Below are 24,005 nucleotides of genomic sequence, written 5' to 3' on the forward strand. Positions count from 1 at the left end.
TTCGGGACCGGAATTTCACGACCAAGGTTTTGCCTCCGAACCCATCGCAAGAATGAGCGCCGCAAGCGTCGCGACGAACAGCAAATAGGCGAGCACCGCTTGCCAGGCCTCCGCCGGGAGACCGACCAGGAGCAGTGTATCGTTGCCGCCAGGAATAAGTAGCGCACCCGCTCCCATGAATATGCCTGCAAACGTCCTCTTGACGATGGTTTTCATTGCTGGCCGCTTGAACTTAAATCCATCCTTGCGAAGCCTAGCGGAAACGAAACTGCCGCCGAACATGCAAACCGAAATCACAGCGCCGGTGACAGGTATCGAAGCGACCGATCCAACCGACGCGACAATTGCGAACCCGGGCGCAAGAACTGCCAGGATGGTGGAGGTGATGCCGACCGACCCCATCGCCATCGTCAGCCGCCGGAAGTGCGACTTCAACCTGCGGGAAAGGCTGAGCCTCAGCGCCATCATGGCCACCAACGCAAACGCTAAGAACACTGCACCCAGTGAAGTGGAAGCACTTATCGGCGGCTGACCCGAAAGCAGATCAAAGCAGGATTCGATAAATAGCACGGCATAAATCCCGAGAAACGTGAATGCGAATTCGACTTCGCCGTTTCCGATATGGCCAACCGATCCGAACACGCACGCGCCGTTCACATAGCTGCCGATCCCAAGCAAGATGGCTGCTGGAACCAGGTAGCCGAGTGTCGACCAGCCCTCCTGTATCATAGGTGGCGAGTCTAGGATTACGTATCCGAGTGCCGCCCACGCGGCACATTCGACCAGAGCGATGAAACGTGCCGGCCTCTTGTCGGATACCAACTCCTTCGTGGCAATGACGGTGCAGATCGAGCCCCGATTCATAGCGAAACCGAGAATAAATCCGAGTGCCGCTATCAGGGCCATATTTGCCCAAATCGTGGTGTCGTTGCCCGCACCTGATATGTAAGTGTGCGTTTCGCTCATTTGCCAAACGGACTCGCGTCTATTCCGGTTTGCGGCGCATACAAAGTTTCATATTGATCGCCGTCGCTGACAAGCCAGCGGCCCCGACAATAAGCTACTCCGACGGATGCTGAACTGTGCCTTAAATCGTGTCGGCTGGACAGACCTCACCGATCTCATCGCGCCGGCAGAGCCATCTCGATCGAAAGCCCGTGGGGGCGGTAGCAGCGCTATGCTCCAACCATCCTTCACGCCTCTCGATCGGCCCGGCCACCGGAAGAGGCGAATGCTCGCTTCCAAAAAACGAACAGTGCCGGAGAGACGGTCTTGCGTCTCCGGTAACTTACCCTTGAATAAAGATACAGGCCTGTTTGATATCTCGGATTAGAAATGCGCCGTTGCGAAATCCGGGATCATCTGTTGCTCCCAATGGCTGGAAACGTGCCCATAGGCGGCGGTACCTGTAGCCTGCAACAGTGGACATGGAACGCGTCCGATGCGACGCCACTCGGCAGAAGGAGTGAACTGGGGCGGATGGCGGCGGCGGGCTCGAATAGCGCGCCATGCCGCTTTGAGGAACATTTCAGCATGAGGCATTGATAAACGCTACAGATCAGTATACTTTCTCTTTTATCGATACAGATCGGTATTGATTGCAAGTTGGGCGGCAGAATGCCCGCAAGTGAAGACCGCGGCTTTTCCGGCGGCTCCCGCAGGACGGGGTGACGAAGGATTTCCCACCATGTACACGCACGATACCAAGGTTTTGATCATCGGGGCCGGTCCAGCCGGCTACACGGCTGCGATTTACGCTGCCCGTTCTAACCTAAAACCAATCCTGGTGACCGGCATCCAGCCCGGTGGCCAGCTTACGATCACTACGGATGTCGAGAACTACCCAGGTTTTGCAGAGCCGGTCCAGGGGCCATGGTTGATGGAACAGATGCGGCAGCAGGCGGAGAATGTCGGAACCCAGATCGTGTACGACACCATCACCTCCGTCGATCTCTCCACGCGTCCGTTCCGTGCCCGGGGGGACTCCGGCGATACCTACATCGCTGGCACACTCATTATTGCAACGGGAGCCCAGGCCCGCTGGCTCGGTCTTCCTTCGGAATCGACATTCAACGGCTTCGGCGTCTCCGCCTGCGCAACATGTGATGGCTTCTTCTATCGAGACAGAGAGGTTGTCGTCGTGGGCGGGGGCAATTCGGCTGTAGAGGAAGCATTGTACCTATCGAAGATCGCTTCCAAAGTAACCATCATCCACCGCCGAAATCGCTTCCGTGCGGAGCCGATCCTGCAGGACCGGCTTTTTGCCAAACCGAATGTTGAAGTCATCTGGAACCACGTCATCGACGAGCTAGTCGGTGAGCTTCAGCCGAAGAAATCGTTGACGGGCATTCGAATCCGCGACGTGGATACGGGCAAGACAAGGGTTCTGTCCACACACGGTCTTTTCGTTGCCATCGGACACGATCCGGCAACCGCACTGTTCCGCGGACAGCTGGAAATGGACCAGGCCGGTTACATCAGGGTCGGCAATTGGTCGACCAAGACTTCGGTGCTTGGTTGCTTCGCAGCCGGCGATGTCATCGATCCGGTGTTCCGTCAGGCCGTCAGCTCGGCCGGCATGGGGTGCATGGCAGCTCTGGAAGCCGACAAATACCTTGCCGAGCATTCACCGCTCTGGGTCGCGCAACGGAGCGTGGACGCTTTGAGCTGACGATACGGGAAGGCCAGTTAGTGTTAGCCGACGGCAAGTCAAAATCTTGCGGGTCGCGCAGCATACTATCTTACTAAGATGAAAGTTAGCGGGCCGGCATCGGGGGTAAAGTCCGGCGCCAAAACAGGAACGAGGCAAGTGAAATGCCAGCATCGCCAATCCTTCCCCTAGCCTTCTGCCTCGTCGCAGCGGTGTCAATGTTTTGCTCGGGCGATTCCACCATAGCTCAGTTCCCGCCAATCGGTCGCCAGAGCGAGGGCCCGTTCCCACAAACCGAACGCCTCGGAACACTCGCTCCGCCTTTTCATTTCGAAGATCTCGATCAGGAGTTCGCACCCGAGACCTCGCGTTTCTAGTTGACGAGCGTCGGCTGAAATCGACCTCGATATCGCTCCATGCCTGTCGCCTTCAAAGGGCCAGCACCGTAATCGGCGCAATGATTGGCCCATCGGAAAAGCGCAAGCCGTTTAAGCAGGTGTGTTTTCATCGCGCGGACGTGCAACGATGAATGATTTCGAAAAGGCGGTCACAGGATCGCTCGACATACTGCGGAGGGCACGTGGCGACACCCAAAAGCAGGCCGGGTTTGGCGAGCATCGGCGACACGTACCACACCGAGAGGGGAGCAGGCGACAGGCGGAACGGTAGAGTTTCCCGCACGATGGCAACGTCCGGGGCACCATCGGGGAGCCGCACCAGAACAGCCAGACCCGCCGTCGCGACGGTGTCGCCGTCTGCGCGCGTTCCCAAATATTGCAACAGTGCGTCTCGACGTGCGGCGTATACCCGCTTGGTGCGGCGCAGATGCCGCAGGAAATGTCCCTCGCAAATAAACTCTGCTGTGGCGAGTTGCACGGATGGCCCGGGCGGCGGCGCCAGGCATGCGGCCACTTCGGTGAAGCGGGCTTCCAAAGACGGGGGCACGACGACGAAGCCAAGGCGCAATGTCGGACTTATGGTTTTGCTGAACGAGCCGATATGGATGACCCTGCCAACACGATCGATTGAGGCGAGCGCCGGCGCCGCGGGGCCTTGGAGCTGCAACTCGCCCAAATAATCATCCTCGATGATCCAGGCCCCGCGCTCGACCGCCCACGCGAGAAGACGCAGCCGTCGCGCGAGCGACAGTGTCGTTCCAGTCGGCGCCTGCTGTCCCGGCGTCACGACGGCAAGTGCCGCTTCCGGGGCATTCTGAAGGCCGTAGTCGACATCCATGCCGTCGCGGTCAACCGGCACAGGGACGGGCAGCAGTCTCGCCAGTTCAAGGCCGCGCCGCGTGAAGGGAAACCCGGGATCCTCCATCCATGCTTTGCGCCCTTCCAGGCCCAGCGCGTGCAGCGTCAATCCCAGGCCGCTTGCATAGCCACATGTCACGAGAATTTGGGAGGGCAAACACTCGATCCCGCGCGCGATGGTGAGAGAGGCGGCGATCTCTCGACGCAGCTCGAGTTCGCCGCGCGGATCAGGATACATGGCCGGTGCGCTCGCTTCGGCGCGCACACTATGGGACCGGATCCTGGCAAAGAGTTTGGCGGGAAAGGTCTCTTTCGCCGGCACGCCCATCTGAAAAATCGCCGGGCCTGCGATCATTTCCTGATACCGTTCCATGAAGGAGCCGGGCTCTGGTGGGGAATCCTGCCGCCGGGACAAGATCGGTCGCTCTGTTACACGCGTCCCCGTTGCCCGAGATGCAGCAATGAGCTGAGCTGAAGAAAGCTTATCATAGGCCAGCCGCACGGTACCACGCGCGACGCCGAGTTGGGCGGCCAAGTCTCACCAGGACGGCAGTCGCGCACCTGATGTCAGAACCCCGCTGTCAATCGCGGCGGTGATACCCATGCAGATCTGGTCCGCCAACAGGTTCTTCGCGGTGCGATCAATCTGTAGCTCAAGCGGCTTAGCCATTGCATATCGTGGTACAGGATTTTTGTGCGTTCTTGGTGCTAATTACATGACCAGAGGAGGGGTATTTATAGCGGGTAGATGCACAGCCCACAAAGGAGAAATGTCATCATGAACGCACGATCCCTCATTGGTACAGCCGTCGCCGCAGTCGTCATCGCCAGCGCGATGCCAGCGGCCGCGCACGATCCCCTCGAAACGGTTACGCCGACTTTCGAGCAGAACATCCCGAATATCCCCGGCAAGTCGGTTCGCGCCGTAGTCGTCGATTACGCTCCGGGCGGCGCCTCGCTGCCGCATATCCATGCGAAATCGGCGTTCATTTTTGCCTATGTTCTCTCGGGCGAAATCGAGTCAAAGGTGAATGACGAGCCGACAAGGATCTATCGTCCCGGCGAAAGCTTCTACGAAACCCCTGGCTCCAGCCACCTCGTGAGCCGCAATGCGAGCAAGAGCGAACCGGCAAAACTCCTGGCAGTCTTTATCGTCGACACCGAGGATAAGGAACTGACGACCCCCAAGGAGTGAACGGATGAGCGCCCGACTGGACTATAACCAGATCGCTCCTGCCGGCGCAAAAGCGCTGGGTGGCGTCTATGGTTACGTCATGCAAAGCGGCCTACCGGCCGTCTTGCTCGAGCTGGTCTATCTGCGTGTTTCGCAGATCAAGAATTGTGCCTATTGCCTCGACATGCACACGCGCGATCTTTTGAACAAGGGGCAGCAGATCGAGAAGATAGCGTTTCTTCCGGCGTGGCGCGAAGCCGGCAGCCTCTTCGACGCGCGTGAGCGCGCCGCCCTTGCGTGGGCGGAAACGGTGACGCGCGTAGCAGAGACAAGTGTACCGGATGACGCCTATGACGCTGTCAGCGCTGCGTTCAGCGAGCGTGAACGCGTCGATCTCACCATCGCGATCAGCCTGATGAACGCATACAATCGAATGGCCATCAGCTTCAGGAATGTGCCGCACGCGGCAATCGGCAGATAGCATCGAGCCAGGGCTTGCTGGTTGCCGGCGATCACTCATTTGCAGATGCCGGCAGCCATCTCTCCGTGTCTCCGCTCCAGCGGGTTGCGCGCTGCACAGCAGATCGGCGTAACTCGAGTGCACGACAGAACCCGGGCAAGCGTGTGAAATCAGCATCCCCGCCCGAAAAATTCGAAAGGAAACCACATGCCGGACGTTTCAAGGAACTTCACGGGAAAGGTATGGCGCGTCCATCAGTTCGGGCCGCCCGATGTCATGCAGCTGGAACTCTCCGAGACGCCCGCGCCGGGGGCGGACGAGGTGATCGTCAAGGTCCGTGCAGCGGGTGTCGGGCCTTGGGACGGGTGGATACGCGCGGGCAACAGTGCCCTTCCCCAGCCGCTCCCTCTCATCCTCGGTTCAGACATATCGGGCGAGGTGGCCGCCGTCGGCACGGGAGTGACGCGGTTCAAGGTTGGAGATGACGTCTATGGCGTCACCAACAAGCGCTTTTGCGGTGGTTATGCCCAGTACGCGGTCGCCGAAGCCACCATGCTCGATCACAAACCAGTCTCCATTGACCACGTCGGTGCGGCCTCGCTGCCCGTGATCGCGGTAACAGCATGGCAAGCCCTGTTCGATCAGGCGGGCCTGAAAAAAGGTCAGTCCGTCCTGATCCATGGCTCGGCGGGAAACGTCGGCGCTTATGCCGTGCAGTTCGCCAGAGAGGCGGGCCTTCGGACGATTTGCACCGCTTCCTCCGGCGACACCGACAGTGTTTTCGCGCTTGGCGGTGAAACGGTCATCGATTACACCAAGACCGGATTTGACGACGAAATTCGTGATGTCGATGCCGTCATCGACCTGGTTGGCGGCGAAACCCAAACGCGATCGTTTCGCGTGCTGAAAAAGGGCGGGCGAATGATTTCGGCCGTTTCCGTGCCCGACCAGATGCTGGCGGCGCAGCATCAGGTCCTGGCAAAGTTCTTCCTGGTCGACGTGTCGACCTCGAGCCTTGCCCGCATTTCGTCTCTCATTTCCCGAAATGCCCTCAAGATGAATGTTGGGGCGACACTGGGGTTCGAGCAGGCGAAAGAGGCGCACTTGATGCTTGAGGGCCAGTTGCCGCGTCAGAAGGGCAAAACCGTCCTGACGATGGATTAAGTCACCGAGGCCGCGCAGGTCGCGCCGACCCGCGCAACGTTCCGGCGAAAACAGAACGACGCGGGTTTGGCCCTCGCGTCTACCCTATGCCTGCCATGCCGAGAAATCTATCGTTGGGACGGTCTTCACAGGTGAAGCCAACCGCACAGCGCCAACACCGAACCGGCCATCCCGTGCATCATGATTGGCAAGGCATCCTCCTTCGTTCCGGGCGATACATTATGCGATCTTCTGTAACCCCCCTTGACCATCTCTGGAGTTGAAGCGGTGCTGCAGGCGCCACTACACGCTCAGAACATCGTTATCCCCAACCACCGCATCACTTTGACGGTCGCAGCTACTTTATCTCCGATCCCGTCCACCATCGAAAGCAACTGGCGACGCGACCGCAAGCGAAAAGAATACGCGAGACAGGCGGCACAGCAGCTAGGTGCTGGTCGACACCAGGCGCAATCTGGGGTGTGCCTGATCCGCTCCATCTGTGATGCAATTCTAAAATTCGACGTTGAGCGAATGGTTCCGATCCTCTCGATCGACGACACGTCGCGATCCCGTGGTAATGCGGCGTTTGCCTCACGGGGATCCAGCCCAATCGGAATAGTTTCCGTCTCAAGCGCAGTGAAGTCGCGCCTCGCGCAATATCAGCCGATGCCGGGGCATCAGTTGATCCGTGCGCCTTCGGCAGAAAAGAGATGGATTTTCTCAGCCTTCGGCGCAAGATGGATCACTTGGTTGGGGCGCAAGTCTACACGTCGATGCAGCACGATCCCCGCAGTCTGGGTGCCGACTCGCACAGAAAGATGCGTCTCCGCACCCGTCGGCTCAACGGTCAAGACCATTGCCGGAATTCCGGCTTCGGCAAGCTCGAGATCTTCCGGGCGGATGCCATAGGTCATGGCCGCGCTATTGCTCGGACATGCCGGTAGCGGCAGGACAACCCCACCTTCGATTTGGAATCCCCCCTCGCCGATACCGCCCTCGAACAGGTTCATCGCCGGCGAGCCGATAAAGGTCGCAACGAAGGTATTGCCCGGGCGATCGTAAAGGTCGAGCGGCTTGCCGATCTGCTCGATGCGACCGGCGCGCATGGCGACGATCTTGTCGGCCATGGTCATCGCCTCAATCTGGTCGTGGGTCACGTAAACGATTGTTGTGCCGAGCCGCCGGTGCAGTTCCTTGATCTCGCTACGCATCGTCACGCGCAGCTTGGCATCGAGATTGGAGAGCGGCTCGTCGAACAGAAACACCTTCGGGTGGCGGACGATAGCGCGGCCCATGGCGACGCGCTGACGCTGGCCGCCGGAGAGCTGCTTGGGCAGGCGGTCGAGCAGCGGCTCAAGCGCGAGAATGCCGGCAGCCTCCTTTACCAGCTTCTCGATCGTCGCCCTGTCGCGGCCCTGGAGCTTGAGGGCGAAGCCCATGTTCTCGGCGACGGTCATGTGCGGATAGAGCGCATAGCTCTGGAACACCATGGCGATGTCGCGTTCCTTAGGGGCGACCTCGTTGACGACGCGGCCGTCGATGCGAATTTCACCGCCACTGATGTCCTCCAGCCCCGCCAGCATGCGCAAGAGCGTGGACTTTCCGCAGCCGGAAGGTCCAACGAGCGTGACGAACTCGCCGTCCTCGATATCCACGGAAACGCCGTGGATGACAGAGGCTGCGCCATACTGTTTCAGTACGTGATCGATCGCTACCGAAGCCATTTTTCTTCCTCCCTCAAAGCTTGAGTTGCCAGATTTCCGCGCTAGTGACGGCGCCGGTCAGCCTGACAGAGCGCACCGCGGAAAACCCGGGAATGCGCTTCGTCCCGGTCCAGCGGCCGTTGTCGGCGAAGACTTCAATGGAGCCGGCATCGAGGAAAATGCGCAGTTCCGAAGGCCTTGCGCCGGACGCAAGGTACAGCGGCGGCGCCTTGTCGGTACCGGCATCGAAGACGATCTCAAGACCATTACCGTGAAGCTTCACGCCGAGTTCGACGTCCGGGTGATCGAAGGCGAGCGCAAACGGTGCTCCAGGCTCGGGCAGCGTGAGCACGATCTCGACAGCGCCGCTGCCAAGCGCAACCGTCCCGCCGGCGGCAAGCGCGGCTTCGTCGAGCAGCATGTGTCGGAGGCTTTTGGACGCGGCGACGGGCGGGGTCAGCACGGCGTCTCCATCGAGAAGCACGCGACGCGGCAGGGTCATGGCGGTCGTAAAGTCGTCCTTCTTAGAAAAATCGGTCCAGTTGGCAAGCCAGGCGATGCCGACCGGCTCGTCGCCGTCGACAAAAGCCTGGAACGCATAGGCGTCGGAGCCGAAATCCAATTCCTGTTCGAACTCCGCCGTGAAAGCGCGGCCATCAAAGCGGCCGACCGTGACGGAGGTTAGATTGCGCCGACCGGTGGCCGGGTCGCGGCTGGTGAGCAAGCCGAAGATCAGCGCCCAGGGGGTCTCCGGATCATCCGCCTTGCCGCCGACCGGCACCATGCAGGGGCATTCCGCCGCCGTCATGCCAAAACGATCCTCGCGATGAACGATGCCGAGGAACACCCAACCCGACGCACCCGATGGGTCTGCCGTCTCGTAGAGCAGAACGACGCCGCCCGATCGGTCTCGACTGCCGAGCACCATCTTCCAGAGGCCATCCGGACCTTTGAAGACGTAAGGGTCACGAAAGTCGGTCGTGAGGTTCAGGCCCGCCGGTCGCAGTGGCAGGACTACCTCAGACGGACCAACGACAATCCCGTCGCGACTGCAAGCGGAGAGCTGGATCTGCTCTTCCGGCTGCCGGTCACGGACGTGCTCGGTATAGAAGACGCGGATCTCATCGCCTTCTAGCCCGGAAACGGGGATGGTTGAACCGGAAAACGCGCCACCACGTCCGTCGTTTTTTTCGGACAGGTGTTCTGCCGGAAAGAGGAAAATCGGCAGGTGGGTCCAGTGGATCAGATCCTTGGAGACGGCGTGCCCCCAGTGCATGGTGTTCCAGCGCATCCCGTGTGGGTAGTGCTGGTAGAAGAGATGGCCGAGTCCGGCGAACCGGCCGAAACCATTCGGGTCGTTCATCCAGCCGAAGGGTGGGCGGAAATGATACCCGGCTGGCACCTCGGGCGGGGCCGTGCGGGTATCGTGATGAAGCACGCAGATCCCCTCTGCCAATACCGTATCCGGATGAAAGGCATAGGTGACCGACAGTGCGGCCGTGCTCGCATCATAGGCGAGCGCTGTGCGCCCGCCCCTTTCCAGTACCACCGGGAAAAGTTCGAACTCCTCCGCGCGCCGAGTGGTCGGTTCGGCGACATCGCCGCGATCGGTGGTGACGAAGAGTTTCGCCTCACCGCCAGCCGCTCGCGCCTTCAGCCAGAGATGCAGCACCGTGCCGGCTGGAAGCTCGGCCTCGATGACTTCAAGCGCGGAGCGCACGGATCTTGTTTGGACAGTCATAGTCAACCTTTCACGGCGGAGCCGACGAACGAGCTTACGAACCAGCGCTGGAAGGCGAGGTAGAGAATGAGGACGGGGATCATCATCAGCACGGACGCAGCCATTGCGCGGTCCCAGTAGATGCTGTCCTGTCCGAAGAAGGTGGCGATCGCGACGGCGATCGGACGCGCATAGTCGGTCTGGGTGACGAGCGTTGGCCAGAGATACTGGTTCCAGCTTTCGATCCCCATGAGGATCGAAACGGTCGCGAGCGCCGGCAGGCTGAGCGGGATAAAGATCGACCGATAGATGCGGAATGCCGACGCCCCGTCCATCTCCGCGGCTTCGTACAACTCCTTCGGCAGTTGCGCGAAGAACTGGTAGAAGAGGAAGACATAGAGCGGGCTTGCCACCCAGGGCAGGATCTGCACGGCGAAAGTGTCCGTCAGTCCCGCTCGCGACATCATGACAACGAGCGGCATGATAATGCTCTCCTGCGGAATGACGTAGAGCGCAACAACGAGGGCAAGTAAAATCGCCTTGCCGCGCAGCGACCCCCAGGCGAGCACGAAGCCTGCCATCGAGTTGATGATCAATCCGGACACGACGGTGACGACGAGGATCACCAGTGAGTTGAAGAGATAGCGGCCATAGGCGAGTTCGCCGGAGAAATTTGCGATCTCCCGGTAGTTCGACAGGGTTGGATCGCTGACCCAGAAGGCGCGAAAACTGCCCATATCCGCAAGGATCCGGAAGCGATCGTCCTTAAGGCTGGCGATGAGCAGCATGAAGAGCGGCGAGATCATCACCAGGGCGATCATGAATATGCAGACGGTCTGGACGATGCGAAGGCCCGTCTTGCTGTTGCCCCGGGGTATGGCCAGCGGGGCCGGCTGGCTGAGCACGAGATCAGACATCGAAGCGCCTCAGGAGTTTGCGCTGGAGAAGCGCTATCAGAAGGACGATGACGAAGAGAATGACGGAAACGGCGGACGCGTAACCGAGCTTCTGTTCCTCGAAACCGGCGCGCACCATGTAGTGCACCACGGTTTCCGTGCTTTCCTTCGGCCCGCCCTGCGTGAGGATCGCAACCTGCGTATAGAGCTTGAAGGCCTGGATCGTGGTGATGACCAGCACGAAGACGTGGGTTGGGCGCAGGCCCGGCATGGTGACGTGCCAGAAGCGGCGCAGCGCGCTCGCGCCATCGATGCGGGCCGCGTCGTAAAGCTCTTCCGGAATGCCCTGCAGACCGGCGAGGTAGATGATCATCTGGAAGCCATAGGCCTGCCAGGCCGAGAGCAGTACGATCGAGAACATCGCCCAACTGGGGTCGCCGAGCCAGTCGATCGGCTGGATCGTGCCACCGGACAAGAAGCCGACAATCTGGTTAAGGGGACCGCTCGGGTACTGGAAGAGCGTGCCCCAGATCACGCAGACGACCACCATGGATGTGATCGCCGGCAGGAAGAACATGCCGCGCAGAAGGTTCTGCATCGGCAGCTTCTGGTGCAATAGCAGTGCCGTCAGGAAGGCAAGGCCGCACTGGACCGGCAGCACCCAGGCCGTGAAGCGGGTGACGTTCCAGAGCGACGTCCAGAACAGAGGGTCGGTGAAGACCCGCTGGAAATTCAGGAGGCCGACGAAACGCACCGGCGTCGGACGCGGGACGAGCGGCTGATTGGTCATCGCCGTCCAGAAGGACAGAAGGAACGGCGTGATCAGGAAGATGGCGAGCAGCAGCACGGCCGGTGCGATCATCGCAACCTCCTGCCAGAAGCGCTGCCGGTCGCGTCGCCTGGCGGGGCGCGGCAGCGCGGGCATGGACGTCTGTTGCAAGGTCATTGTCTCCTCCTCATTGCTCATCCTCCCGAAATCGCGCAGGGCCGGCCAGAAGGACGGCCCCGGGAAAAAGCGCCCTACTGCTGCTCGTCGAACGGCGGGTAGCCGGCGTTGTCCTCGATATCCTGGTCGATCTTCTTTGCCGCAGCGGTCAGCGCCTCCTGCGCATCACCGCCGTTGAAGATCTTGTCGACCGCCTGCATGAAGGCAGAAGTGATTGTCGGATAGGCCGGATGCGGCGGACGGGCGACGGCGGTTTTCGAGGCCTGTTCGAAGGCGACGGCAAGCGGCCCGCCTTCCGAGTAGAGCGGAGATTCGGCAGCGAAGCTCTTCAAACCCGGATAGGCCGACTGGGTCTTGGCGTAGTCGCGGTATTCCTTGTCCTTCAACAGGAAACTCAGGAACTTGCCCGCGGCTTCGGGGTTTTCGGATGTCGCTGAAATGCCCCAGATCCAGGTACCGTTCGGGCTGACGCCCTTCTCGCCGATCTTCGGCAACGGCATGACGACGATATTTTCCTTCATCGCAGCGGCCGCTTCCGCGTAAAACCAGTGCCCCCCCATGGCGAGAGCTGCGGGCTGGCCTTCGGCATAAAACTGGTTGGTGCCGGACGACGTCGGAACGACCCAGCCGTTCTTCACCCAGGTCTGCATCATTGTCAGCGCCTTGACGCAGGCATCGCCGTCGAGCGTTCCGGTTGCCTTCCAAGCCTTGCGATCGATCAGGTCGCAGCCGGCGCTTTCGAGCAGTGGTCCGTAGGCGTAGGTGATCCACTCGGTCTTGATGCCATAGCCGCGAAACGTATCGATCGGCCACTTCACGCCCTCAAGCTTGGAGAGCTTTTCGAGATATCCTTCAAATTCCTCGCGCGTCCAGGCATCGTCGACGGATTTCGGAATGCGCGCGCTGATGGCTTCGAGATATTTCTTGTTGCCGTAGAGCACGACGGATGAGTCCGTAAGGCCGATCGCATAGAGATCCTTGTCGATCGGATAGGTGCCCTGCGCGATGTTCGAGCCGGTCATGTCATCGAGCACGTCCTGATCGACCAGTGGCTTGATCGGCTGCAGGTAGCCGGACCAGACGTAGTTGGCCAGAAACGGCGCGTCGAGTTCCATCACGTCCGGCAGCTGCTTGGCCATGACGGCGGCGCTGAACTTCTCGTTATAGGCGTCGTGCGGCGCGTAGATCATCTCGACGTCGATATCGGGATTGGCTTCCTCGAAGCGCTTGGCGACGTCGCCATAGGCCTTCACCCAGCCCGGGTCGCCCTGGTGCATCACATGGATGACGGATTTTGCCTCGACATAACCGGCGCACCAGAAGAATGCGGAAGGCGCGAAAAGCGCGATAAGTAAACGATTACCCAAGTATGCACTCATTGATTTTCTCCTCCTGTTGAATGCGACAACAATGCTGGTTGTTAGACCGATGCTCGCTCGACCAGATGAAACGGCAGCTTTCGCAGGCGCGGTGGCTCAGGTTCCCCGGCCAGAAGAATCTCCATGGCAAGGCGGCCCATCGCGCGGTGCGGCAGGGCCATCGTGGTCAAAGGCGGGTCGAGCCGCGAGGCCAGCTCGACCTGATTGTCGAAACTGGCCACCGCAACATCGTCCGGAATTCTTAGACCCGCGCGCGCAAGCGCCGCATAGACTTCCATCGCCACGCGGTCGTTACCGCACAGGATGGCGTCCGGCCGCTGACCGGTGGCCAGCAGTGCCTCCACATGCCCCGCGACGAGGCTCGGAGCGCGGTCGCTGTAGACGCTGCGGCGCACGGCCGGGACAACAACGAGCGGATTGATGCCGGCCCCTTCAAGCGCTGCGCGAAAGCCTTTTTCTCGCAGCGTCCCGGCGAGGATACCGGGCAGGTTGATGAAGGCGATGCGACGCCGTCCTGCGGCCAGCAGGTAGCGCACGATCTCGCGCGCGCCGCCCTCTTCGTCCGGGACCAACGACGTGACACGGCCGGAGGCCTCGCGGCAGTTGATCATCACGCCGACCGAACCGGCGACGGCCGGCGGCAGGTCAACGTCCTTGTGGTACATGGCAGCATAGGCGACAGCACGGGGGCGGAACTGCTGCACCTCATCAATCACCGAGCCGATCGACTGCCCACTGCTGTGGTTGACCGCAAATACGGCCATGCCGGCACTGCGTGCGGCGCCATCGAGCCCGCGCACGATTTCGGTGGCAAAGGGCGAGGTAATAAGGCCATCAGAAATGACACCAACCAGTGGCAGCCACCCCTGGCGCACGCCGCGCGCTGCAAGATTGGTGACATAGCCCAGCTCTTCTGCGATCGCCTTGACCTTCTGGCGCGTATCATCCGACATGCGGGCGGAGCCGCCATGCAACGCGCCGGAAACCGTCTTTACCGATACGCCTGCACGCTCCGCGATGTCAGAAAGCGAAATTGCCACGATCTTCACGACCTCATTTGGGTTATCGTTTACCCTATAGTTCGAACGCCGGTTGCTTGTCAAGCGTGGCGATTGGTGCCGGTGGGGGCCTCAGCACCCAGCTCGTTATCGCGGATTTACTGCGGTGCTCTGAAAAACCGAGCCGCCTGGCCAAAAAAAACACTGACTATGACGCGCCGTCGATCAGGACGGATATGTGTTCGATGAGATCGTCCAGAACTGCAACGCCAAGGCGGCCAAGCGTCAGGTAATGCCGAACGTCGAACACCGGTCACACAAAGGATTGAACAACTGCGCCGAGAATTCCCATGTGCAGCTGCGAAAACGAGAGCGGGTAATGCAGGGCTTCCGATCGCTTCTCGGCTCTACGCCACCTCTTCGTTCCACCTCGCTGATAACGCTCCGCGCTCGCCACACATATTCACCGCCTGCAGGCCATGGCGGAGTGGAAAGCTGTGTCCGTGGTCAGCTGACAACAGTGCCGCAAGTCTCAGCGCGTTAATAGCCAGACAAAGTGATGTGGTGGATGGCGCCCTCCGACAGCATCGAGTATGCCAGAACAGGTTGTTGCAAACCAATAGCGACATCGCCGAATGCCTTCCTTCACCGACTGACAACGAGACATGCATTCAGCAATCGGGTGGCCGTCAAGATGGCCCGACAACCACCCGAGTTTTGAATCCGCACATTCCTCTATTGAGCGGCGTTGCCTATGTTGCTGCGGCATCCCCATCATCATATCCGGTTACGGCAAAAGCTGTGCCTTCGAGATGATAGACCTTCGGTTCATCCGAGAAATATTCCTGTATGCCTCCCATGAATATCTCGTGATCTTCGCTCGCTTCGAAGCCCGACGTATGATCCTCAAGCGAGCGCCACTGCACGATAAGATTGAAAGTTTCGGGCGTTTCGATCCCTTGCGCCAGAACATGGCCTCGGTAACCCCGCGCGCGGCTTAGCAACGGAACGACCTCAGCGAATGCTCGTCTGAACGTTTCAGTCCGTTCTTTGTGAACGGGTAGCTGAGCGATCTCGTAAATCATGGTTGCACGTTTGAAGTGAATTTAGACGGGTATTCGCTAGCACGCGCAGTGCCGGCCGACGGTTCGACTGCAATTGCGATCTTGCCTCGGACACCGTTGTTCGGGGTCTCGAGCAGAGCATGGGCGAGAGAGAGATCGGCGAGCGAATAGACAGCGCCAACGTGCGGCCGCAGCTGACCACGCTCCACTAATGTGCTAAGTTCATCGAGCTTGCCTTGGTTCTGCCGTGTGAACACGAAGTGAAGACTTGCATTCTTACCCCAAGCTTCGATGAGGTTCTGTGGCTGTGCGATGTCTACGATGGAGACGACACGGCCGAGTTGCGCGAGCACTTTTGGGCTGTGGGTTAATGTATCGCCGCCGAGCGTATCGAACACGACATCGACCCCGCGGCCATCCGTTTCACGCATGATGGCGTCGATGTAGTCTTCTTTCCTGTAGTCGATGACCACATCCGCCCCGATGCTCCGTGCGAAGTCGAAGTTGTCTTCGCGGACGGTCGTGAACACTTTCGCACCTATGGCTTTCGCCACTTGGATCGCCACGTGACCGACCCCTCCTGCGCCGCCATGGATCAGAATGCTTTCCCCTACTCTGAGAGCCGCACGCGAGACCAAAGCCTCCCACGCCGTACCACCAACCAGGCTCAGGCTTGCTGCTTCGAGATGGCTTAGCGACTTGGGCTTGCGTCCGATGATGTTTTCGTCCGCGACGTGGTACTCGGCATAGCTGCCCGGGCCGTCAAAGATTTGCGGCGTGTACCATACCTCGTCTCCCGGAGCGAACACCTTGCCCCCTGGACCGACGGCTTCGACGACGCCGGACACGTCATGACCGGTAATGGCCGGCAGTGGTACATAGTCGCGATAGTCGCCGCGCCGAACTTGGTAATCCAGGGGATTGACCGACGTGGCATGGACGCGAACGAGGACTTGTCCCGCCTGCGGAACGGGCTTTGGAACTTCGGAGAGCTCAAACGATTCTGGACCGCCGAAAGATTTGAGTGTCATCGCTTTCATTGTAGGCTCCTTGTTTTGGCATAGCTAAAAATCGCAAACTGCCGACATCGTCCTGGCAGTGGGGGGCTTGCTGATAGATTTGCAGGCGCTGATCAGAGGATCTGCCAAGGTTTAGTGCTGACAGCGTCCATGCGGTATGACTTCAGTTCCGATCTCATCGAGAACATCAGCGACCGGTCTCCGGCTGAACTTGAGGTTCAGTGCGACGTGGTTGATCCCATTTGCTCGCAGGTCGTCCAATAGGTCGGCCAGCCGACGTCGTCCGACCCGATATCCGAGATGGATGGGGCTGGGCGGCGTATCCGGATCTGCGGCCAGGTCGATGTAGAGCGATTGAGCGATCGGCTTGAATCCTGCTCCTAGGCGGTCGAGTGCTTCGCGCCAACGCGAGGCGACCTGCGCCTGCTCAGTCACGCCGCGCGGGTAAGTGATCCAACCATCGCTACGCTGCGCGATCCAGTCCAGAGATTGCTGGCTTTGCCCGGTAACGAGGGTGGGCAGCCGGGGCGAGAGAGGTTTGGGCACGAGATCGCCGCCGCCCGCGAGCCACCCATAGTGCGCCGACGCGTGGACCGGAAAACGCTTCGTGAGCAACGCCTCCACGTAGTCGAACGCGTCGCGGAAGAGTTCGGAACGCAGGTTCGCGTCGCGGCCATAGGCCGGGTACTCGACCGGGCGGTCGCCCGAAGCGACGCCGAACACGAAGCGTCCGTTGGATAGACCATCGAGCGACGCCCCCGCCTTGGCGACATCAATCGGGTGATGGAGCGGCAGGATGACGGCACCTGCGGCGAGCGCGATGGTAGACGTGCGCGCCGCGATCGTTGCGAGCCAAACGAAAGGGTCGTAGATCTGGCCTAGATCGCCAAAGCTCGGGTCGTTCAGCGGCACGTCCCGCGCCCAGAGCGCGGCAAAGCCGAGACGCTCTGCTTGCTGGGCGAGCTCGATCTGGTCTTGCATAGCCGGCTCGGGTCCGTCGAAAGACTCGATCGGGAAATAGACGCCGACAGTCAACTGCTCGGGCGCGAACATTGACGCGTAGCCGCGGCCGAAAGGGTTCAGACCGGCGTTCTCGGCCGGCGATGGGGCGATAGTCATCGTTCTTTCCTTCCTGAAACGGACGGCCGGGTTGATCCTCGACCGCCCGCGCACTGTTCCGGATGTCGAGTTAGGCACTCGCCTCACCCGACACGTCGATCACGACTTTGCCGCGCAAGCCCCGCGCGGAGCCGTTTTCCAACAGCTCGTGCGCCTCACCCATGCGGGCCAGCGGAAGCGTGGCGCCGATCACGGGCTTGACCAGCCCGCGCTCGACCAAATCTGTGAGCGCATCAAGCTTGCCTCGGTTTTGGCGGGTGAACACGAAATGGTATGCCGCGTTCTTGCCCCAGGCCTCGATGAGGTTCTGCGGCTGCGCGATATCGACGAGGCTGACCACGCGTCCGGCATCCGCCAGCGCGAGCGGGCTTCGAGTGAGCGTATCACCGCCGATCGTATCAAAAATGACGTTCACACCTTCCCCTCCGGTCAGCCGGGCGACGGCCTCCACGTAGTCTTCCGCCGTGAAGTCGATTGACTCGTCGGCCCCGAGCGAGCGTACGAACTCGTGGTCGCGGGCAAGCGCCGTCGTGATTACCCGTGCGCCGATCGCCTTGGCTACCTGAACCGCGATGGTGCCAACGCCGCCCGCACCGCCGTGGATGAGGATCGTTTCGCCAGCCTCCAGCTGCGCGCGCTGGTGAAACGCCTCCCAAACCGTACCGCCAACAAGCGTCAAGCTCGCCGCTTCAAGGTGCGTTAGGTTCCGGGGCTTTCGGCCGACGAGCTCGACGTCGGCGACGTGCTGCTCTGCGTATGAGCCGGCCCCGCCGAAGATCTTCGGGGTGTAATAGACCTCATCACCGACTGCGAACTCATGAACGTCTGGGCCCAGCTCCTCGATCACGCCTGAGATGTCATGGCCGATGATTGCGGGCAAAGGCACGTAGTCTGTGTAGTCGCCGCGGCGGATCTGGTAATCGAGTGGGTTGATAGCGGTGGCATGCACCCGCACTCGCACTTGGCGCGGACCGACCGCCGGCACTTGTACGTCGCGCAGTTCGAATGCGTCCGGGCCGCCGAAACGGGTAAGAACGGCGGCCTTCATTGAGTTGGCCATAACGATATCCTTTCGTCAGGAGAAGTATTGACGGCCCCATAGGCTATGGCGCCGTCTCGATGTCTCCTATTTGATTTATCTCGATTGCCTTGAGTAGAAGACCTGTTTTAGGATCAGTTTCAACAAACCTTTGAAAGCGACCTCATGGACGTCGACGATTTGCGCCTGTTCGTACGTATCGCCCAACTGCGCAGCATCAGCGCCGCGGCTCGCGACATGGGTCTCACGCCAGCGGGAGCCAGCGCCAGACTGGCGGCACTCGAGCGAAAGCTCAGCGCCAGGCTTCTCCATCGCACAACGCGCCAGGCGACCTTGACCGAGGACGGCCTCGCCTTCCTGCCCCATGCAGAGAATGTTGTGCATGCGGCAGAGTCCGCCCAAGCAGCGCTTGGGCGAGAGCAGGCCTCGCCGCGCGGCACCCTGAGGGTGGCGGCTCCGGCCTCGTTCGCGCGGATGCACATCGTGCCCGGCTTGCCGCAGTTCTGCAGACAATATCCCGAACTGGCGCTCGATTTGCGCATCTCGGACAGCATCGTCGACCTCGTCGAAGGTGCCTTCGATGTGGCGGTTCGTTATACAGAGCCCAGCGACACGTCCTTCGTCGCTCGGCGGCTTGCTCCGGACAATCGAGTGCTGGTTGCGTCGCCCCAGTATGTCGAGCAACGCGGGCGGCCGAACACCCCCGACGACTTAACGGAACATGCCTGCCTCGTCGTCGGCACGCTCGATCTCTGGACGTTTCGAGGGAGAAATGCAGAGGTGATCGAGCGGCGAGTTACCCCAAGCCTCCGCATCAATGACGGCAGCGCCGTGCGCGACGCAGCCTCTGCTGGGCTTGGTATCGCTCTGATGGCCACTTGGTGCGCATCGGAAGAGCTCCGATCGGGCGCCCTCGTGCCAGCCCTTCCCGGATACCCGCTGGTCTCAACCCAGACGCTTTGGGCGCTATATCCGAGTTCCCGCGAGCTGGCGCCAAAAGTAAGGGTGTTCATCGACTGGCTCGTCGACCGATTTGGACATCAACCGTACTGGGACAAAGGCTTGGATAGGATCTTGGATAACAGTCGATGACACGCACTTCCACGCAGGATCTTCACCAGGTGATTGACCTTTGCACCCCACATCAGCAGCCCGGTGGCATATCGCCTCGCATCATTGCGCATCGTGATGGGGCTGATGCCGGCTGCCGCCAATTCATTGGCGTGTCCCAAAAGCCAGTGCTCGAACCGTATTCCCAGAACTTCCGGATTCAACTGCAGACCAAGGACGTTTGGCCCGCGCGAAAACGCCTGGTTTACGCAAAGCGATGTCGATGCGAGGACCCTGCCGCCCCCCCCCGGCAGGTCGAATGTATCGCCATGCCAATGAAGCACCGGAACGTCTCGTAGCACGGAGAGCGGATTGGTGGCCTGCATCGACCTCGGTGACAATGCTGCCCGCGCGCGCACATGGATCGCTGCAGGTCAGGATTGATCACCCGGTCGTTCGTCGTCACTATGGCATGGCTGGGCTTGTCCAGCCAGGCAGGGAAAAAATGCCTTCTTCACGGTACAAGCTGCTGCAATGGCGCCCGGCTTGCTATCTCTCTCTGGATCGACAACCAGCCGGCAGCGTTGGGTGCCGATGTCGACACCCATTTTCCGCGCTATCATCGACCCTGCTAAACTCAGGCTGAACCTCTCAGGCGCGCGGACGTCGCCTGTCGCGTCGAAGATCACCCGTTACGCAGTTTTCGCATAAAGCGATACCGCGTCCGCGCCCGCGGGTATGCGGAACGGCGAAGACCTATCGGTCACCGCCTGCCAGACCGCCTCCGCCACGTCGCTTGCAGTGGTGATGTCGGCCGGCTGTTGCGACGCTCCAGAAAACACCTGTTTCGCCCAGTCGGCATAGGCCTCGGGTATACTGGTCTGCGAGCGGGCACGGGCGGCCGCACTAAAGGACGTTCCCGGCGCTCGACCGGGGATGACTAGCCGCACGCGCACCCCAAATGATTCCACCTCCAGCGCAAGGTTTTCGCTGAATGCTTCTACGGCCATCTTGCTGGCGGTATAGGCCGACAGCATCGGCAGCGGCTTGAGCGTCACGGCCGACGACACGTTGACGATCACGCCCGACCTTTGCTCACGAAGACCGGGCAGCACGGCTTGCGTCATCGCCATGGTGCCGAATGTGTTCAACTCGAAAATCTGGCGCGTAGCGTTAATAGACACGCCTTCAAGCGCGCCCATGAGGCCGGCGCCGGCATTGTTGACCAGGGCATCGATCGGTCCTGCTTCTTCGACGGCGCGGGCAATACTAGGGGCGTCGGTCACATCGAGGGCAACGACACGAAGGCGTTCGGATTTGGGCAGTACGTCCGCGCGCGGCGTGCGCATCGCAGCAATGACGGTCCAGTCGCGATCGAGGAAATAGCGAGCAGTCTCTAGCCCGAAGCCGGACGAGCTGCCGGTGATGAGGATCGTGTCCATGTGAAACTCCTGTTTGCAGTGCTGGTATGGCGCGACCGTGGAAGGGGCTGGCGCGCGCTGCGCGGGTGGCCGAAACAAGGTGCGTCCGACGGCCTACTTTGTCTCGACGCTGCCTTCCGGTGCGGTATCGGCCGCCAGCTTGGCGACCGTCTCGGAGAATGTGGGATTGCATGGATAGAGCGCACTACGGAGGAAGGCGGTTGAAAGGCGCTGGATGGCGGCGACACGCTGGGGCCGCTCATCCGTCGTCTCGCGCGCCTCGTAGCCGGGAATGCCGCCAAGCGCATGCTCGCCGCCGAAGACAGTGAACAGCGCCTTTGGCGATGGGCTCAGATCGTAGGCATCACGCCACCAGTCTGGCCCACGCATGGTCAGGCCGCCTTGGTCCTGATCACCCGCGACGATGAGGCTCGGCGCCGTCATGGTCGAGAAGTCGGGATACAGGAACGGGAAGGTACGGGCTGCATGCTCAGTGAGGTCGTTGCCGCTACCTGGTACCGCCAGCAATACGCCTGCCTTCACCCGGTTGTCCGTCCTATTGATCACCGATCCACTCTCAGGGTCAGGATGGGTGGCGCCGAGCAAGGTACTGGCGGTCTGCCCGCCCCATGAATGCCCGGCAACCGCGATCCGCGAGCGATCGAGCCGCCCGCGGATCATCGATGCTTCGCCCTCGATGTGATCAAGCCTGTCGAGAATGGCTGCAAGGTCTTGCTCGCGGAAGCGCCAGAAATTCGGGCGGCGAGGATCGTCTGGGGCAAGGCCGAGCATCCGCGAATCTAGATGCGTCGGCTGGATCACGACAAAGCCATGGGCCGCCCAATACTCGACGAGGGGGCCATAGGCGTGAAGCGACTGGCCGTTGCCATGCGAGAAAAGGATGACGGGCAGCGAGTCGCCGGCGATCGGCGCGGAAACCCTGACATGCAAGTCAACGCCCCGCCCCGGGGACGGCAAGGTAATAGGAGCGATGGAGACAACGGCGGGTAAAGCACCGGCCTGCGTTGGGGCTTCAGCGAACGAACTGGACATAGGAACGCGAACCTCTTAATTATGAACCGGATCAATGATCCGCTAGATCATATACGGATCGATGATCCGTTTATCAAGAGGATGAAGCCGGCTGTGCCCAAATCCCGGAATGTGACCGAGACCGAGTCAGGGAAAAGGGGCGAAGCCGAGCCCTCTGCACCGCGAATGCGTGCCGATGCGCGCAGGAACGAGGAAGCGGTTTTGGAAGCTGCTAAGATCGTGTTCGCCCGTTCGGGGGTTGATGCGCCGATCCGAGAGATCGCGGCACAAGCGGGTGTCGGGCTGGGTACGCTCTATCGCCGTTTCCCAACCCGTGCCGACCTGGTGGCCGCCGTGTTCCGCCGCGAGGTCGATGCCTGCGCGGATGCGGCAGCGCCCCTTGCCGCCGAGCGGGGTCCAACCGAGGCGCTGGCCGCGTGGCTGATGCTCTATACACGCTTCCTGGCCACGAAACGGGGATTGGCCGCTGCACTCCATTCTGGCGATTCGGCCTTTGCTACCTTGCCGGACTATTTCCGCAGCCGGTTTGAACCAGCACTGTCGATGTTGCTGGATGCCGCTGCCGATGCGAGCGAAGTCCGTGCCGACGTCGCGCCCTATGATCTGCTGCGCGCGATCGGAAACCTCGCCGTGGCTTCCGGGGAGGATGGACCAGCGCATACCGAACGCATGCTCATGCTGCTGCTGGATGGCCTGCGCTATGGGGCGACAAAGGCGAACCGGGACTCATCGTAGCGTCACTCAATCTCGCCCGGAATCGTCGAAGGCTCGCCGCGAGGCTTCAATGTCCTGCCAGGTATCCCTGATCCAGCTCGGCGATCGGCGTCAACTGGCTCGCCGGTTTCGATTTTGAGATCAAGTGATCGCTCGAATTCCAGCCAGGGGTTGAGACCCATCCCATTCGATACATCATGCGATCTTCTGTAACGAAACGCTGATGATCCTTCGCACAGCGCACCAAGCGCCGGCGGCTTTGCTGCCAGAGCCCGTTCGCGCGCGGTTTGGTCGGTTAAAAGCCTCGTCTCGGAGGATCAGCATGGCGACGGCCAACGGCCGGGATCCAGGAAATTCAGGCACGGCAAGTTGCTCCTCTTCCCCCAGCTTTCGGCCTGACGAGCGCGAGTTCCGCAATATTGTTCCGCCGGCTCAAGGTCTTGTTGCTACTTTCGTTTTGGTGGAGGACAATCTGGTCCGAGGGAGTGAGGAGCGGGCGATGGATTTCGAAAAGGTCGGGCGGGCCCGCCTGATGATGCGGCTGCCGAGGCACCGGAAGCAGATCTCTGATGCCAACTTCTTGGCGATTACCGATTTGCTGGAAGCCTACGGCATGGCCGCAATAAAGCGCGACGAGTTACGAGAGCAACCGACGCCAGACCCTTCGATCTTGGCCGAATATGAGGATCTCTGTCAGAAGCTGGAAGACGACGTCATCAAGATGCTCGCCTGTGTGAGCCCCCGCATGGTCCGCTAGGTCAGCACTCCCATGAATGCCCTGAAAATCCAGGAGGCGGGAAGGCGCCTCCAATTCGCAAAGTTCATGTAACGAGTAAACAGCACGTTCTCGGTATACGGAACGCAGCGCAGACGAGTTATGACTGGAACGGCGCCCGCTACATCCTCTCGACGAGAAGCAGATGCTCACCGACCCGCCCTTACCAGCGAGCGCGCGATATCAATGATATCGACGCGGGCGGCCGTCGGGTCGTCCTTCGACCAGGCGACCCCAAGCCCGATCTTGAAATCGACACCCCTCACCTTCCGGAGCTCGAAATTGCGGTTCGGCAGATCCAGCGTCCATTCCGGCGCAAAGCCGATGCCGAGACCGGCAGAGACCAATGACATCAGTGAGACGGTGTCGTCGCACGTATGGGCGACGCTCTTTGCCAGATCGTGCTACTCGAACTCTTCAGCG

The 24,005-nt window shown here is 60.7% G+C and carries 20 protein-coding genes and 4 pseudogenes; 9 read left to right on the forward strand and 15 right to left on the reverse strand.

Translation table 11 applies throughout. The features are described 5' to 3' along the window. Nucleotides 1-15: 15 nt before the first annotated feature. Nucleotides 16-966 (reverse strand): YeeE/YedE thiosulfate transporter family protein, encoded by a 951-nt coding sequence (locus HT585_RS29090; protein ID WP_246708000.1) that lies wholly within the window; start codon nt 964-966, stop codon nt 16-18. Between the two features lie 721 nt (nt 967-1,687). On the opposite strand from HT585_RS29090, the gene trxB reads away from it, so the two are divergent. Then, nucleotides 1,688-2,671: a thioredoxin-disulfide reductase gene (gene trxB, locus HT585_RS29095; RefSeq protein WP_176356263.1), complete on the forward strand. Its 984-nt coding sequence runs from the start codon at nt 1,688-1,690 to the stop codon at nt 2,669-2,671. A 483-nt stretch (nt 2,672-3,154) separates the two neighbouring features. Here the strand turns inward: trxB and pdxR are convergent. Beyond that, a pseudogene (pdxR, locus tag HT585_RS29100) lies at nt 3,155-4,576 on the reverse strand (MocR-like pyridoxine biosynthesis transcription factor PdxR). A 108-nt stretch (nt 4,577-4,684) separates the two neighbouring features. On the opposite strand from pdxR, the gene HT585_RS29105 reads away from it, so the two are divergent. The 3 genes from HT585_RS29105 to HT585_RS29115 all read left to right on the forward strand — a co-directional run bounded on the left by HT585_RS29105 (nt 4,685) and on the right by HT585_RS29115 (nt 6,704). Then, nucleotides 4,685-5,101, forward strand: coding sequence for a cupin domain-containing protein (locus HT585_RS29105; RefSeq protein WP_176356264.1), 417 nt, complete (start codon nt 4,685-4,687; stop codon nt 5,099-5,101). Nucleotides 5,102-5,105: 4 nt separating this feature from the next. Next, a complete protein-coding gene (locus tag HT585_RS29110; RefSeq protein WP_176356265.1) occupies nt 5,106-5,561 on the forward strand; it encodes a carboxymuconolactone decarboxylase family protein in 456 nt (151 codons plus the stop codon). A gap of 186 nt (nt 5,562-5,747) precedes the next feature. Next, nucleotides 5,748-6,704 (forward strand): NADP-dependent oxidoreductase, encoded by a 957-nt coding sequence (locus HT585_RS29115; RefSeq protein ID WP_176356266.1) that lies wholly within the window; start codon nt 5,748-5,750, stop codon nt 6,702-6,704. Between the two features lie 659 nt (nt 6,705-7,363). Here HT585_RS29115 and HT585_RS29120 read toward each other — a convergent pair. The 6 genes from HT585_RS29120 to HT585_RS29145 all read right to left on the reverse strand — a co-directional run bounded on the left by HT585_RS29120 (nt 7,364) and on the right by HT585_RS29145 (nt 14,370). Then, a complete protein-coding gene (locus HT585_RS29120; protein ID WP_176356267.1) occupies nt 7,364-8,410 on the reverse strand; it encodes an ABC transporter ATP-binding protein in 1,047 nt (348 codons plus the stop codon). Nucleotides 8,411-8,423: 13 nt separating this feature from the next. Next, entirely contained in the window at nt 8,424-10,130 is a 1,707-nt protein-coding gene (locus tag HT585_RS29125; protein ID WP_176356268.1) for a GH32 C-terminal domain-containing protein, read from the reverse strand. A gap of 2 nt (nt 10,131-10,132) precedes the next feature. After that, the gene (locus HT585_RS29130) at nt 10,133-11,026 is read right to left on the reverse strand and encodes a carbohydrate ABC transporter permease (RefSeq protein WP_176356269.1); all 894 of its coding nucleotides are present in this window, start codon (nt 11,024-11,026) and stop codon (nt 10,133-10,135) included. Further along, entirely contained in the window at nt 11,019-11,951 is a 933-nt protein-coding gene (locus HT585_RS29135) for a carbohydrate ABC transporter permease (RefSeq protein ID WP_176356270.1), read from the reverse strand. Before HT585_RS29135 ends, HT585_RS29130 begins: the two co-directional genes overlap by 8 nt. Nucleotides 11,952-12,025: 74 nt before the next feature. Beyond that, nucleotides 12,026-13,330, reverse strand: a complete 1,305-nt coding sequence (locus HT585_RS29140) for an ABC transporter substrate-binding protein (protein WP_246708001.1) — start codon at nt 13,328-13,330, stop codon at nt 12,026-12,028. A 41-nt stretch (nt 13,331-13,371) separates the two neighbouring features. Then, nucleotides 13,372-14,370, reverse strand: coding sequence for a substrate-binding domain-containing protein (locus HT585_RS29145; protein ID WP_176356271.1), 999 nt, complete (start codon nt 14,368-14,370; stop codon nt 13,372-13,374). Nucleotides 14,371-14,602: 232 nt separating this feature from the next. On the opposite strand from HT585_RS29145, the pseudogene HT585_RS29150 reads away from it, so the two are divergent. Continuing rightward, nucleotides 14,603-14,843 (forward strand): annotated as a pseudogene (locus HT585_RS29150) (DDE-type integrase/transposase/recombinase); the annotation flags it as partial. A gap of 237 nt (nt 14,844-15,080) precedes the next feature. On the opposite strand, the gene HT585_RS29155 reads toward HT585_RS29150, so the two are convergent. The 4 genes from HT585_RS29155 to HT585_RS29170 form a co-directional block, all read right to left on the reverse strand. Beyond that, nucleotides 15,081-15,413: an antibiotic biosynthesis monooxygenase family protein gene (locus HT585_RS29155; protein WP_176356272.1), complete on the reverse strand. Its 333-nt coding sequence runs from the start codon at nt 15,411-15,413 to the stop codon at nt 15,081-15,083. Further along, complete coding sequence (locus HT585_RS29160; protein WP_176356273.1) at nt 15,410-16,432, reverse strand: zinc-dependent alcohol dehydrogenase family protein; 1,023 nt, start codon at nt 16,430-16,432, stop codon at nt 15,410-15,412. Before HT585_RS29160 ends, HT585_RS29155 begins: the two co-directional genes overlap by 4 nt. A 111-nt stretch (nt 16,433-16,543) precedes the next feature. Beyond that, entirely contained in the window at nt 16,544-17,530 is a 987-nt protein-coding gene (locus tag HT585_RS29165; RefSeq protein WP_176356274.1) for an LLM class oxidoreductase, read from the reverse strand. A gap of 70 nt (nt 17,531-17,600) precedes the next feature. Further along, nucleotides 17,601-18,590: a zinc-dependent alcohol dehydrogenase family protein gene (locus HT585_RS29170; protein WP_176356275.1), complete on the reverse strand. Its 990-nt coding sequence runs from the start codon at nt 18,588-18,590 to the stop codon at nt 17,601-17,603. A 144-nt stretch (nt 18,591-18,734) separates the two neighbouring features. Here HT585_RS29170 and HT585_RS29175 point away from each other — a divergent pair, with 144 nt between their 5' ends. After that, nucleotides 18,735-19,661: a LysR family transcriptional regulator gene (locus HT585_RS29175; protein ID WP_176356276.1), complete on the forward strand. Its 927-nt coding sequence runs from the start codon at nt 18,735-18,737 to the stop codon at nt 19,659-19,661. Nucleotides 19,662-20,311: 650 nt separating this feature from the next. Here HT585_RS29175 and HT585_RS29180 read toward each other — a convergent pair. Together HT585_RS29180 and HT585_RS29185 are read right to left on the reverse strand one after the other, a co-directional pair. Continuing rightward, nucleotides 20,312-21,061, reverse strand: coding sequence for an SDR family oxidoreductase (locus tag HT585_RS29180; protein WP_115422312.1), 750 nt, complete (start codon nt 21,059-21,061; stop codon nt 20,312-20,314). A 93-nt stretch (nt 21,062-21,154) separates the two neighbouring features. Then, complete coding sequence (locus HT585_RS29185; protein WP_210270611.1) at nt 21,155-21,991, reverse strand: alpha/beta hydrolase family protein; 837 nt, start codon at nt 21,989-21,991, stop codon at nt 21,155-21,157. 267 nt (nt 21,992-22,258) lie between these two features. Here HT585_RS29185 and HT585_RS29190 point away from each other — a divergent pair, with 267 nt between their 5' ends. From HT585_RS29190 to HT585_RS29195, 3 genes and pseudogenes are all read left to right on the forward strand, one after another. Continuing rightward, nucleotides 22,259-22,828 (forward strand): TetR/AcrR family transcriptional regulator, encoded by a 570-nt coding sequence (locus HT585_RS29190; protein WP_244611136.1) that lies wholly within the window; start codon nt 22,259-22,261, stop codon nt 22,826-22,828. A 77-nt stretch (nt 22,829-22,905) separates the two neighbouring features. Next, nucleotides 22,906-22,982: pseudogene (locus tag HT585_RS32330) on the forward strand (RidA family protein); the annotation flags it as partial. A 147-nt stretch (nt 22,983-23,129) separates the two neighbouring features. Further along, the gene (locus tag HT585_RS29195; protein WP_176356278.1) at nt 23,130-23,564 is read left to right on the forward strand and encodes a hypothetical protein; all 435 of its coding nucleotides are present in this window, start codon (nt 23,130-23,132) and stop codon (nt 23,562-23,564) included. Nucleotides 23,565-23,731: 167 nt separating this feature from the next. On the opposite strand, the pseudogene HT585_RS29200 reads toward HT585_RS29195, so the two are convergent. Beyond that, nucleotides 23,732-23,986, reverse strand: a pseudogene (locus HT585_RS29200) (LysR substrate-binding domain-containing protein); the annotation flags it as partial. Nucleotides 23,987-24,005 lie beyond the last annotated feature (19 nt).

Source organism: Ensifer oleiphilus (assembly GCF_013371465.1).
Taxonomy (GTDB): Bacteria; Pseudomonadota; Alphaproteobacteria; order Rhizobiales; family Rhizobiaceae; genus Ensifer; species Ensifer oleiphilus.